The sequence below is a fragment of the Rivularia sp. UHCC 0363 genome (assembly GCF_034931125.1).
Taxonomy (GTDB): domain Bacteria; phylum Cyanobacteriota; class Cyanobacteriia; order Cyanobacteriales; family Nostocaceae; genus Rivularia.
The window spans coordinates 22,476-34,523 of the sequence record NZ_JAYGHM010000005.1 but is presented as its reverse complement, the minus strand read 5'-3'; the positions used below and the strand labels follow the sequence as shown (position 1 = coordinate 34,523).

At 40.5% G+C, this 12,048-nt stretch carries 7 protein-coding genes; 1 reads left to right on the top strand and 6 read right to left on the bottom strand.

Annotation, left to right across the window (positions count from 1 at the left end; all coding sequences use genetic code 11):
* The coding region (locus tag VB797_RS04345) for a hypothetical protein (RefSeq protein ID WP_323236415.1) at positions 1-268 on the top strand (268 nt) is incomplete at its 5' end.
* A 305-nt stretch (positions 269-573) separates the two neighbouring features.
* Here VB797_RS04345 and VB797_RS04340 read toward each other — a convergent pair.
* The 6 genes from VB797_RS04340 to VB797_RS04315 all read right to left on the bottom strand — a co-directional run bounded on the left by VB797_RS04340 (position 574) and on the right by VB797_RS04315 (position 11,458).
* Positions 574-1,038 carry a nucleoside 2-deoxyribosyltransferase gene (locus VB797_RS04340; protein ID WP_323236414.1) on the bottom strand — a complete coding sequence of 155 codons (465 nt, stop codon included), beginning with the start codon at positions 1,036-1,038 and terminating at the stop codon, positions 574-576.
* Positions 1,039-1,135: 97 nt separating this feature from the next.
* Complete coding sequence (locus VB797_RS04335; RefSeq protein ID WP_323236413.1) at positions 1,136-6,070, bottom strand: response regulator; 4,935 nt, start codon at positions 6,068-6,070, stop codon at positions 1,136-1,138.
* Positions 6,071-6,260: 190 nt separating this feature from the next.
* Entirely contained in the window at positions 6,261-9,101 is a 2,841-nt protein-coding gene (locus tag VB797_RS04330; protein ID WP_323236412.1) for a methyl-accepting chemotaxis protein, read from the bottom strand.
* A 16-nt stretch (positions 9,102-9,117) separates the two neighbouring features.
* The gene (locus VB797_RS04325; protein ID WP_323236411.1) at positions 9,118-9,648 is read right to left on the bottom strand and encodes a chemotaxis protein CheW; all 531 of its coding nucleotides are present in this window, start codon (positions 9,646-9,648) and stop codon (positions 9,118-9,120) included.
* 13 nt (positions 9,649-9,661) lie between these two features.
* Complete coding sequence (locus tag VB797_RS04320) at positions 9,662-10,027, bottom strand: response regulator transcription factor (protein ID WP_323236410.1); 366 nt, start codon at positions 10,025-10,027, stop codon at positions 9,662-9,664.
* Between the two features lie 165 nt (positions 10,028-10,192).
* A complete protein-coding gene (locus tag VB797_RS04315) occupies positions 10,193-11,458 on the bottom strand; it encodes a response regulator (RefSeq protein WP_323236409.1) in 1,266 nt (421 codons plus the stop codon).
* Positions 11,459-12,048: the final 590 nt, after the last annotated feature.

The window sequence follows — 12,048 nt, the reverse complement described above, 5'->3', positions numbered from 1 at the left end:
GGTTGTAACGAGCGAGCTGGTTGCTTTTAGCGAGCTGATTGTAACTAGCGAGCTGGTTGCTTTTAGCGAGCTGGTTGTAACGAGCGAGCTGGTTGCTTTTAGCGAGCTGATTGTAACTAGCGAGCTGGTTGCTTTTAGCGAGCTGATTGTAACGAGCGAGCTGATTGTAACGAGCGAGCTGGTTGTAACGAGCGAGCTGATTGTAACGAGCGAGCGAGACGCTCGCACTACGAATAAATTACACCTCATATTTAATGTGGCGGATTAGTAGTTACCCAAAATGGTACTGCTGGGTTATTTACTAACAACTAACTTACCTAAAATGGTGGTGTTGGATTACGACACGATATGTTGATTCATTTCTTACTACTCCCTTCGCGGCTCTACGATTACCGATTAAAAAAAACCGCAGAGACAAGGCAGTGGTTGCGGAGGAACACGACCGTTGTAACAACTGCCGCGCAGAGGAAAGAGATAAAGAGTGATAGGTAATTATAGAGCGCGTTGGGAGCAGTAACCACTAAGTACTAACAACTAACTTACCTAAAATGATGGTGTTGAGTTACGACACCTTTAATTCTTAAATAACCATTTATATAAAGCTTTGTCTCTAGAATTAATTTCTTCAACCGAAGTATAATAATAATTTTCCCAGCCGACTTCCGGTAATCCAGCAAACAGCATAAGATTGAGTGGATAAACTTCGCTATCGGTACATTTACGAAAGTCGTCTCGAAACAGAAAAATAGCTTTATTAAGTGCTATTGCAATACCTAATTCGACCATTACCCCTTCATCAGGAGGTGTACCGTTGACAATAGCGAATATACCATCACAGTTTTTTACATCATCCAAATCCGCTTTAGCAATTTTATAAGCCCAACCCGGTTTGGAAAAATCCTGTTGGTTATTCCGTTCAAATGGTTCCCAAACTTCTGCTCCCAAAGATTTTAGTTTTTTGCCGATAGGAGGTAGCAGTAGTTCTTTCTGTTGTTGGGAAAATCCATAGGGATTGGCTAAATAAATTGTTTTACTCATGATTAGAAGTCTGAGGAGTTAGGAAGATTGTAATTGGGAATTGGGAATTGGTAACTGAGTCTGTATAAAAAACCCAAAATCCAAAACTGAATAACTCCTAACTACTAGCAACTAACTTCTCACCTTTAAGCATTCTCACGGCAGCTTCTAGTAAAGCTTCTTCTAAATATGGCTTGGTAAAATACCCGCTTGCACCTAATTGAACTGCCATTTGTCTATGTTTATCGGCACCACGGGAAGTTAACATGGCGATCGGTAAATTGTTCAAATCTGGATTTTTCTGGATGCGAGAGAGCAATTCTAAACCGTCACAACGCGGCATTTCAATGTCGCAAAATACGATATCGCAAGGTAAGCCGGAACGCAATTTATCCCACGCTTCTTGTCCGTCACGAGCTTGTTCAACACGATACCCAGCTTTAGTAAAGGTGAGAGAAAGCAATTCCCGTACCGTAATCGAGTCATCAACTATCAGTACTGTAGGGTCAATCTTGATATCAATCGGTTCTACGGGTGTAAGAGTATCTTTTTGATCCCAAAGGCTAACGCTACTTTGTTTAGATGTACGTCCCTCGAAGATATCAATTAATTCCAATACGTCAACAATCGGCATAATTCGTCCATCACCAAGGACGGTAGCACCTGCTACACCTATGGGCTTGGGTGCTGGCCCTTCAAACTGCTTAATTACAATCTCTTGCTCGCTCAGAACTTGGTCAATTTGCAGCGCAATCATCGTATTTCCCGATCGCACTACAATTACGGAAATCATATCATCGTCTCTATTACCGCCGTAAACTATACCGCGACTCAAAAGCCGGTTAAATGTTAACAACTCTTTAAGAGGACGGAACGGTAGTTTTGTATCCCTCCACTGTATATACTTTTTACCATTCCCATCTTCACGAATACTTTTAACTGGCAAATCTAAAGTATCTTCCACACCATCCATCGGAAAAGCAATTCTAGCTTTATCTGAAACGCAAGACAAAGCTTTACAAATACTCAACGTTAGCGGTAAACGAATCGTAAATTTAGTTCCTTTACCCAAACTTGAATCTGTATTAATTGCCCCTCGGATTTCACTGATGGAAGTTCTAACTACGTCCATTCCGACACCACGTCCTGCAAGCTGGTCGGCTTCATCTTTGGTGCTAAAACCGGAATGAAATAGTAGCTCGTACACTTCCATTCGGGAGATAGTTTTTGCTTGTTCTGGCGTAATTAAACCGACTTTGACCGCCTTTTTCTTGACTTTCTCCGCATCAATACCAGCACCGTCATCGCTTACAGAAATAACAGTTTGATTACCTTGATGGAAAGCGCGAATTTTGATTGTTCCTTGTGCGGGTTTACCTCTTGATTCTCTTTCTTCGGGAGTTTCAATTCCATGAGCGATCGCGTTATTCAATAGATGAGTCAAGGGGTCGGTTAAATGCTGAAGAATCATTTTATCAACCAAGGTATCCTGACCTTCGATAATCAAATTCACCTGCTTACCACATTTAATCGAATTGTCCCGCACTCCCCGCTCCAAACGAGTTGTTACCTGAGAAAACGCTTCCATCCGCGATCGCGTTATTCCTTCTTGCAATTGTGAAGTAACTTGACGAAATTGACGCGCTACTCTTTCGTTATCTTCAACAACAAAGTCAATATCGCTTGCTGATTCTCGCACCCGCACAATCAATTCAATCATTTCTTGGGATAAGGTATGAAAAGGGGTAAACCGATCCATTTCTAATTCACTGAAACCCCTATCACTACTAAAAGTAGAGCTACTAAATCCGCTGTCTTTACGACTCGCTAATAAAGATGCTTCCAACAGCGAACGCTCGTAGAGTTCCTGCATCCTCGCTCCCACATCGGAAAGATTATGTATTTGATTGAGCAAGTTATCAAGCGATTGTCGCATCCTTTCTTGGTCTTGTTCCAATGTGTTGCGATTAACTACCAATTCCCCCACCAGGTTACTCAAGTTATCCAAATGCTTCACCGGAACCCGCATTAACTGTTCCCCTTTTGCGCTCCGAGTAGTTTTAGGAGAAGTCGATTTAGCTTGATTTGTGCGGGGTATTGATGTATTAGCTTGTTTTAATAGGTTTTCTAAATCGCCGAATTCATCATTGATGGTTGTATTTTCGGTATTTACGGTTGCGGGTGTCTCGCTTACTTCTTCTTGTGGTTCATCGAAAACAAGCAAACCTTCTAAAGCCGCAAATTCTGCATCTTGGATAAAATCATTATCTTCTTCATTTACGAATTCTTCTTGAAGTAACGATTCCAACCCAGCAAAATCATTTGGAATAGATAATTCATCCAACTGTAATTCGTTTTCTGCAAATGCTATTTGCTCATCGCGTGACTCAGAGTTAAAAGGTAAAAAAGTAATTTCTTCTTCTTTTGATGTTGCTTGTAAAGTAATTTCTTCATCAAAAGAAATATCTTGAGCAAATAAATCATCAATTAATTGTGCTTCGGAATTAGTGGTAATATCTTCTAATTCTTTTGGTACATTATCGGAATTTATTTGTTCTGTAATTCCTAGGTCAAAAGACGATTCTAGAGACTCAGAATCTAGTGCAAAAGGATTATCTAAAATATCAAATTGAAAATTGTCTTCATCTGCTTCGAGTAAATTATCTTGCTCCGCAGAATTTGCAAACAAATTGTCTTCATCTGCTTCAAGTAGATTATCTTGCTCCGCAGAATTTGCAAACAAATTGTCTTCATCTGCTTCAAGTAGATTATCTTGCTCCGCAGAATTTGCAAACAAATCGTCTTCGTCTGCTTCAAGTAGATTATCTTGCTCCGCAGAAGTTGCAAACAAATCGTCATTATCTACTTCGAGTAAATTATCTTGCTCCGCAGAATTTGCAAACAAATCTTCTTCATCTACGTCAAGTAAATTATCTTGCTCCGCAGAATTTGCAAACAAATCTTCTTCATCTACGTCAAGTAAATTATCTTGCTCCGTAGATGCAAACAAATCTTCTTCATCTACGTCAAGTAAATTATCTTGCTCCGCAGAAGTTGCAAACAAATCTTCTTCATCTACTTCGAGTAAATTATCTTGCTCCGTAGATGCAAACAAATCTTCGGACACCGTAGGAAACAATTCATACTCATCAGCACGATCAAAAACGTCTTCCTCACCACTCAGCGCTAATTCTAATAAATCGTCTACAGCATCCCCCGACAATACTGAATCAAACTGTATATCGGAAGTATTGGAATTAGAATTTAAATCTTCGGCTTCTGATATTTCGTTTTCGGCAACATTACCTTGATTAACAGCTTCGAGCAAGTTTTCTTCTAATGCTTTTGCTACATCTTCATAGGGTATAATTTCTGTCTTTTCCCAGATATTACCCGAATTTTCTATTGCTTCAGACGAAGTTAAATCAACGTCTGGTATGGGTTTTTCAAATTCGCTAAATAAGGTATCTAAACCAACTTGATCGAAGGTTGGTAAATCAAAATCGTCCTCTAATGGTGCAATTTCTGCAACCTCATCTCCAGGAGCTTCTGTAAATAAATCGTCAAAACCAAATGTTTTACCAGCAGTTTCACCGAACAACAAATTTAATTCATCTTCATTAGTATTGCGATCGCTAATTTCTTGATCGCTATCGTCAACTAGCTGCAAATCATCGTTTGTGAATAACTCATCACCACTAAATTTGCTACCAGTATCTTTGAAATTTTCTAAATCTGAAAAATCTTCACCAAACAACTGCATTACCGTCATTTCTTCTTTAGCAATTGTTGATTCATCTGGAAAATTTTGTTCAAACGAGAGAAAATCTTTAAAGTCGCTATCGGTATCTTTTGCTCGATCAATATTGGCTTCTACATCCTGGGATTTATCAGTTGCATCAAGAATTTCCTCTTGTTGCCAACTTTCATCAAGTTCCGAAGATTCTCCCTCAAATAAATCTGCCAGAGTATTTAATTCAGATATTCCGACTTCCGGACCGCGAACATTTAATTCATGAATTACTGTCGGTGCCTCACGGTCAACGTTATCATCAGCATTATCGTTATTAGATAGCTCGAATAAACTAATAATATTGTCTTCGGGTTGATTATTATCTGTTAAAGATAAAGCCTCCACAGATGCAGCTTCTTGATTATCTGTTGGCGATACAAGCAATTCCGTATCGGGTTCTTCAAAATCTATCTCCAACAATTCAACTTCTGCGATCGGGATTAATGCTTCTAACTGCTCGCTAATGACAATTTCATGCTCTCGATTTGCTAAAACCAGTTCCAGCGCTTGTTTAATCTCAGTAATCGCAATTTTGGCTAAAGTCAAATAGGTATTTTCTTCGTTTGCGATCGCGCTAGTCACCGAACGGCACAAATGACTCCAAGATTCGAGGTTATATTTATCACCTAGCTCTGCTAAAGAATCAGTACATTCCTGGAGACTTTGCCGATTTTCCAATGTCGCAGGCTGTTTAAATAATTGCAACATCTGCCGCAGTTTATTCAACACTTCTGCTTGCAGTTCGCGATGATTATTTCCAGTGGATGCTGGGGTATCTACCTTTGTTTGTAAACCGTGATCGGCAATATTCGTTAAAGCTCCATTGCCACCAGTAGACTGTTTGACCAGCTTTTCTAAATGTTCGTGGAGCCAACCAAATACTGGTTCTGCTTCAGCCATTAAAGTATTTGCCGCTTCTTCCGTCAAACCAAACGGTCCGCTCAAATGCTCTAACAGCACTTTCAAAGTATCGGAAACCCCAAGAAACAAAGATTCTAGCTTTTGGTCAATATTGACCGGACTATCTTTAAGAACCTTAAAGCAGTCTTCAAGACGGTGAGAAGTACGCTGAATGCTACTCAAACCAAGCATTGCCGCTCCTCCCTTAATCGAGTGAGCAGCCCGGAAAACTTCATTAATTAAATCCGGGTCATTAAGAGTACTTTGGAGATTTAACAACCCCTGCTCGATAGTATTCAGGTGGTCTGTTGCTTCCTCAATAAAGTATCCTAAAATGCGTTGTTGTTGTTCCGGTAGCATAGTATAGCCGTCTTTGTGAAATTTTGGATTTTGGATTTTGGATTTTGGATTATTCTTATCTTTAATGAAATTGCAAGAATAATTTTTTGTACGGGGATTTTGGACTATTTCTGGATTTTTAGATTTGATAATTGATCGCGAAATCGCTTGTAAAATCTAAAATCTAAAATCTAAAATCTAAAATCCAAAATTATCGTGATTCAGCAGTTTCCACTCGAAAACGTTCCACGGAGGAAATCAAATCGCGGGATACACCTACTAAGTGCTGCAAGGCTCCAGATACTCTTTGAGCTTCTTGAGAAGTTTCTTGCGCGGTTAATTCCACCGATTGCATTACTTGAGCAACAGCACGGGATGTATCCGTTTGTTCCACAGTATCTGTAGTGATAGAACGCACTAATATATCAATTCGATTCGCAACTTGAATGATGTTCTCCAAGGAACGTTTAGCTTCTTCAGCCAATCTTGTACCTTTGATTACCTGTTGCGTTCCTTCTTCCATTGCAGTCATTACAGAGCCGGTTTCACTCTGAATTTGCATAACAATTTGTTCGATTTCCTTCAATGATTTGGCAGACTTATCGGCAAGCTGACGTACCTCATCCGCGACAATCGCAAACCCTCGTCCCGATTCTCCCGCACGAGCCGCTTCAATACTGGCGTTTAAGGCTAATAAATTAGTTCGAGAAGCAATCTGAGAAATCAAAGCGACAATTTTGGAAATTTCCTGGGAAGATTCCGCCAAACGCTTTACTTTTCGAGTGGTTTCTGCAACAGTTTCTCTAATTTCTAAAATACCTGCCACAGTATTTTCCACGGCTTCGCCACCTTTGAGAGCAATTTCACTGGCATCGCGGGCTACTGCTTCGGCTTCTCTGGCTGCTTCTGCTACCCTTTGAATCGAATCAGTCATTACCTGTACTGAATTCAGCGTTACCGCCAATTCTTCTGCTTGTCGCAAAGCATCGCTAGACAAAGCTCTGGCAAAAGTTTCGGAATTGGTCGCTCCTTTAGTAACTTCTCTGGCTGCGACCTTTACCTGCTGGACAATATCCCGGAGGTTTTGAATCGTCAGGTTGAAAGCATCGGCAACCGCTCCAAGAACGTCGGCTGTCACTTCAGCCTGCACGGTCAAATCGCCTCTAGCGGCTCCTTCCACGTCATCAAGTAAACGAATTACCTGACGCTGCAAATTCTCTTTGGCTTCTTCCTGCTCCTGAGCCTTGCGTGTAGCTTCATGGGTGGTTGTAAAAATTACCCGCGCCATTTCATTGAAGCCAGCAGCTAATTGCCCGAATTCATCTTCAGAATAAACTGTTGCTTGAGCCCCTAAATTACCTTTACGTACCGAATCAAACTGCATTTGCAAATCTTCCGTCGTGCGACGAACTTGTTTCACAGTCAGATGTCCCATTGCTCCCGCAGTCACAAAACCGGCGATTCCTGCGGCTAAAGACATTGCCCAGCCTGTATTGCGGATAGATTCCCGCTGGTTAGGGGCAGAAAAACTTGTTGCGCCGAAACTAACTACTGCAACTACTACAGATGAGATAATCCCTACCATTCCCGCAGTTAACCACTGTTTTGTTTCCAATGGAGCATTTTCTAAAACTGCGAAAATTCCTTGGTCAACATTTACTTGCGGTTCTACTTTATCGCGATCGCTCTGAGTGAAAACTGGAACTGCTTCTTGAGAATTTGAAATACTAAATAGTTCTGCATCTCTTTGTTCTAAAGGAGCATCATCTACACTGTCTCCAAATTCATCATCAGCTAGGGTGTTAGTAATTTCACCAGGGTTTGAATGTGAATGGCTACCACTTAAACTGCCATTGGTTTGCAAGGAACCAGAGTGAGGAAGTACATCAGAAAATGTTGGATTTCCCGATGATAAATCGAATGCTGAAATATTTCCTAAATCATCAAATTCATCAAATTCATCTAAATATTCGATGTTACTGCGGTTATTAGTACTGTTGCTATCACTAGCTTTAGCAATACTCTTTGTATCTTCATTATTAGTCGCAAAATCGTCAGTACCAAAAACTTCTTCAAATGCTTCTAGGTCAAAACTGTCCTCACCGTGGAAGTTTTGTGGGGATGCAGCATTCAATTCTATTTGAGAAAAATCTTCTTGAACTGAAGACGCTAGCGAAAAATTCTCTGGAGCATCTTCTAAGCGACTAACTTCAGATACAGAATCTTTAACAAAGCTATCATCAAAAAAATTGCTGGGTAAGCTAAAACTTTCGCTTTCTTCCCCAGGATTGTCCTCGAAAAATGCATCTTCCTCTAGCAAACTGCTGCTAGGTGGTAGTTCAGTTTGTGCAAATGGATTTTGCTTGGAATTCGTCTCAGCATTTAAATTGGGAAAAGCAGAATCTTCCGAGGTATCTTGCTGCCAAAAAGAAGGTAATTCGAGTTCGGGTTTTGAAGCTCCTTCATTATCTTGATGAATATCTGCTTCGACTTCGCTTTGAGCAAAAGGATTATCGGGACTATCTTCTTTTAAGTTAGGTATTGCATCAAATACCTGAGTGTCAGAGCCGATATCAAATGGACTAGTTAAAGACGGTTCGTTGAGCAAATCTGTAACTTCTTCATTTTCATTAAAAGAAGAAAAACTAAAGCCATTGCTATTAGCACCGTAATCTGAAAGATCTTCAACACCGGGTTCCGATCCGAAAGACTCCGATAAATTTAGATCGCTACTTCCATCATCAAGGGAACTTTGAGCATCGGGTTCGCTCTGCTGATTTTGATAATTATTGATATTTTCCAGACCATTCCGAGCAAAATCAAGAATCTCCCGGTCATCGCTTAAATTTAATACCGCTTGATATTCTTCTTCTGCGACATCGTACTTTTGTAAAACATAGTAGACGTGACCCCTTAGTAAACGGGCATTTGGGTCATTAGTCATATGCTGCACTACCTGGTCAATCAGGGTAGCCGCCTCTTGATAATCTTTCTGCACGTAGGCTTTGTAAGCCTGCTGATATATTTGTGCGTAATCTATACTTGGTGCCATTTATTGCCTCCCAATGTTATCCAGCCCACCGGGCGCTCCGTAAAATTGCCATTTGGTCGAGCAACCGCAGACACCGAGCTATTTCGGTATCTATTAGCCATTCTCCCTTTAAAAAAGGAGCCATAGTATCCGGTACGTTAGTAGGATTTCTTAGATGCTGTACATCAAGCCAGTCCATACCCCCGATTTCTTCAACAGCCAAACCGACTATCGTGTCTTGTTCCTCGATCGCAATCACTGAGATTTCAGCCCTATCCGTATTTAACGCAGTCGCTTCACCAAGAAATTGACCCAAGTCAGCTACCCAAATTACACGACCGCGTAAATTTAGAGTACCCAAAAGTAAAGGTGAAACATTAGGAATCGGAGTCATTCTGTCAGGACTTAGTTCAATTACCTCCCGGATGCCAGTTGCGGGTAGTGCAAACTCCTGATGCGAGGGAATGAAAAACCGTAAATGTAACTCTCCGTCCTTACTTTCTACGTTTAATTCAGGACGGAGCTGATCTTGTCCGACACCTCCTAAAAAGTCCGGCTTGCTATCCATCACAAAATCATCCTTATCCTCGCAGCAGTTGTTTGACGGTGCCAACAAGTTCCGTTGGTTGAAACGGTTTGGCAATATAGGCATCAGCGCCTTGCTTCATTCCCCAGTAGCGGTCGAATTCTTCCCCTTTGGAGGAACACATTACAACCGGCACATTTTGAGTTTTGGGGTCAGACTTTAACCGACGACAAACTTCATAACCATTCATCCGGGGCATGACGATATCTAACACTACTAAATCGGGACAAATATTTTGAATTGTCTGTAGTGCCTCTAGTCCGTCCGAAGCGTGAGTGACTGACAAACCACTCGCTTTTAGGAGGTCTGTAATCATCTCCCTTTGTGCAATGCTATCTTCCACAATCAGAACTGTACTCATAAATGTCTCATTACCTCCCGATGTAGATGTCCCATGTGTAGGAACATTCCCGAATCTCCCCGAATTGTGCTGTATAAAAAAATTATTTATTCACAGATCTAGTAAGTATTTTGATAATTGGCTTAATTTCCAGTTCGTGATAATATTTTTTACCCTATATTTGCTTCAATCAACAAGTGCGGCTTTCTGGGAATCAGCGTTCGCGTCTTCGGAGCGTCTCCCAAAATGGCCATGCGGTAGGCTTATCGCACCTCCAGCAACTGCCAGATGTTTTCTAATTAACAACAGCAATTCGGTTTGATCGAAAGGCTTTGTCAAATAATCTGTAGCCCCCACCATATTTGCTCTAACTCTATCGATATAGCTACTTTTGCCGCTAAGCATGATAATCGGAACCACTCGGAATGCGCTAGAGTGTCGCAGCATTGCACAAAGTTCGTAACCATCCAAATCGGGCATCACAATATCGCATAAAATCAATAGCGGCTGTATTTGAAAAACGGCATTAAGTGCCTCCAAAGGATTAGTAAAGGCGATTGCATTATAGCCGTTCAGTTGTAAAATGGACTGCACCCTCTCGCAAATAGCGACTGCATCATCAATACATACTATGGCTTGGAGTTCCTTTTCCGGGGGTTGCTGCACATCTTTATGGGTTAAAGATAGCACGGTATCGTCCGATACTATATGTATTAACCCTTGTTGTACGTAAGGATATATTGCTTTTGCTAATGTCAAAACATCTCGATTTAGGTAGCGAGCGAGTTGACGCAGGGAAGTTTTACCATCCGTCCAATGCTGTAATTTCTCGACAGTAGAAGAAGCCAAAGATGAACGCAAACGCTCAACATCAGTCAACACAGGACATTGGTCTGGAGACTGAATAAAAGGAGATAGCTGGTTCCACTCCTGCAATTGCTTGAAAACTTTGCTCACAAGGGGAGCAATTTCTAAAGTAGTCAGTTGCGGAGCTAACGGTTTATCCAACTCAAAAATAAAATTACCTTTACGCAAACTCAATAAGTCAAAAAGAGTTTCATGCACTAACCCGTGGATAATGCTGCGAGCTTGAATCGGATTGATGATATCTTGCTCCAACAGTCTCCATAAATAGGCGTATTCGGGTGCAGACAATGACTTATCAGAATCTGTTTTTGAAGGTGTTTCTTCTCCTTGTAGGTTAATGCGGTAGTACCGTAAGTAATCCCGAAGACGGAATACACTGCTATTGCCTTCTTGAGAGTAGATTATTTGACCATTGAGGAAAAAAACAAACCAAGTCCGGGGCAAGGATGACTCAGTATAACTGTAAGCAAACTTACTACCGCTACACGAATCATCAGTTTGAATAAACAGTAACCCAGTTCGCTGTCCCAACTCAATCAATTGCAGGATACTGCGTATATCAATCTCACTTAAATTTCCCTGCATTTAGCAACTAGGCACTCCTTGTTATCCAGTTTACATTCTTTGTTTATTCTGCCCAAGTTTTTCAATTAACACAAATATTTCAAGAATTAGCCAAAAAAAAAGATAAAAGTAGTGACAACAAGACTTTTATTAGCTTTATGATTTTTATTTATAACTCAGCAATGATGAAAATTTCGGATTTTAAAAAAAGATTGCGATCGGCGTAGTTAAGAAGTTTCTGATTTGTTTGTGTTTTTATTCAAGTTAATCGAAATATTCCTTAATAATCCTGCTGGTTGTTGGTAATAATACGGTAGCCATTGACCGCTCCATAAGTACAAAATGTACAGATACGATGGAACTCGATTATATAAAAATCAATATGCGATTATTCAAAACGCATATGACATTTTCACCTATATTATTTCGCCGTCAAGTGAAATAAGTAGGACTTAGCAAAAAGGCATATTTTCTTGTAGGGTGCTGTGACACTTTGACTAATTTTTAACGTAATAATGAGGTTTCCGTGTCACGCACCAACCAGAGTCTTGCGACAATTGCGTAAGTCCTGATAAGGCATTAATGTCTTTATCTATCGTTTTAATAATTAT

What these genes read in the sequence shown, in the direction of transcription:
- VB797_RS04340 (WP_323236414.1), bottom strand. Translation starts at nt 1,038, where the DNA reads ATGAGTAAAACAATTTATTTAGCCAATCCCTATGGATTTTCCCAACAA.
- VB797_RS04325 (WP_323236411.1), bottom strand. Translation starts at nt 9,648, where the DNA reads ATGGATAGCAAGCCGGACTTTTTAGGAGGTGTCGGACAAGATCAGCTC.
- VB797_RS04335 (WP_323236413.1), bottom strand. Translation starts at nt 6,070, where the DNA reads ATGCTACCGGAACAACAACAACGCATTTTAGGATACTTTATTGAGGAA.
- VB797_RS04330 (WP_323236412.1), bottom strand. Translation starts at nt 9,101, where the DNA reads ATGGCACCAAGTATAGATTACGCACAAATATATCAGCAGGCTTACAAA.
- VB797_RS04315 (WP_323236409.1), bottom strand. Translation starts at nt 11,458, where the DNA reads ATGCAGGGAAATTTAAGTGAGATTGATATACGCAGTATCCTGCAATTG.
- VB797_RS04320 (WP_323236410.1), bottom strand. Translation starts at nt 10,027, where the DNA reads ATGAGTACAGTTCTGATTGTGGAAGATAGCATTGCACAAAGGGAGATG.